1 protein-coding gene is annotated in these 682 nt (G+C 77.7%); it reads right to left on the bottom strand.

Translation table 11 applies throughout. From position 1 onward, the window contains the following. Positions 1-120: 120 nt before the first annotated feature. Positions 121-682 (bottom strand): Na+/H+ antiporter NhaA (locus NBZ83_RS32460; RefSeq protein ID WP_261576551.1); only part of this gene is annotated, 562 nt, incomplete at its 5' end.

Genomic DNA, 682 nt, shown 5'->3' with positions numbered 1-682 from the left:
GAGGCCACCGCGGGTGGAGGGACGTCCGGGGCTCGCGCCTGACCCGGTCCTGCCTGACCTGCCCCGGCCCGGGACGCTGCCGCGGCAGGTCAGGACCGGTGAGGCTGTCTCCGCGGCGGCTCACCAGGCCGCACCCGGCACCCCGGCCGCCGGGTGCGGCTCCTCTCCGCCGGCCGGGGTGCCGTCCGACTCCCGCCGGACAGACTGGATCGGCACAGCCCGGCGGTCGCCCCGTCTGCCCCGCGTGAGCGACCTGCGGGTGCCGCGAGTGTCCCCGGCGGCGAGCGGGGAGCGCAGGGCGACGAGGGCGAGGGCGCTGGCCACGATCGACGCGGTGAGGATCGCGGTGGATGCGCCTTCGACGGCGCCCGGGTCGTCGAGGGCGAGGCGGGCGAGCAGGAGGCTGACGGTGTAGCCGATGCCGGCGAGCAGGCCGAGGGGGACCAGGTGGCGCCAGCGGACGCCGTCGGGTAGGCGGGCGGCGCCGAGGCGCACGGCGAGCCAGGCGCCGGCGGGGACGCCGAGGAACTTGCCGGCGACGAGGCCGACGGCGACTCCCCGGCTGATCGGGTCTTCGGCGACGTGGAGCAGGGCGGTGGGGGCGAGGGACACCCCGGTCGCGGACAGCGCGAACACGGGGACGATCACGGCCGCGGAGATCGGGCTCAGGTGTCGTTCGAGC

Source organism: Frankia gtarii (genome assembly GCF_025403375.1).
GTDB classification, from domain to species: domain Bacteria; phylum Actinomycetota; class Actinomycetes; order Frankiales; family Frankiaceae; genus Frankia; species Frankia gtarii.
This window is presented reverse-complemented; position numbering and strand designations above follow the sequence as displayed.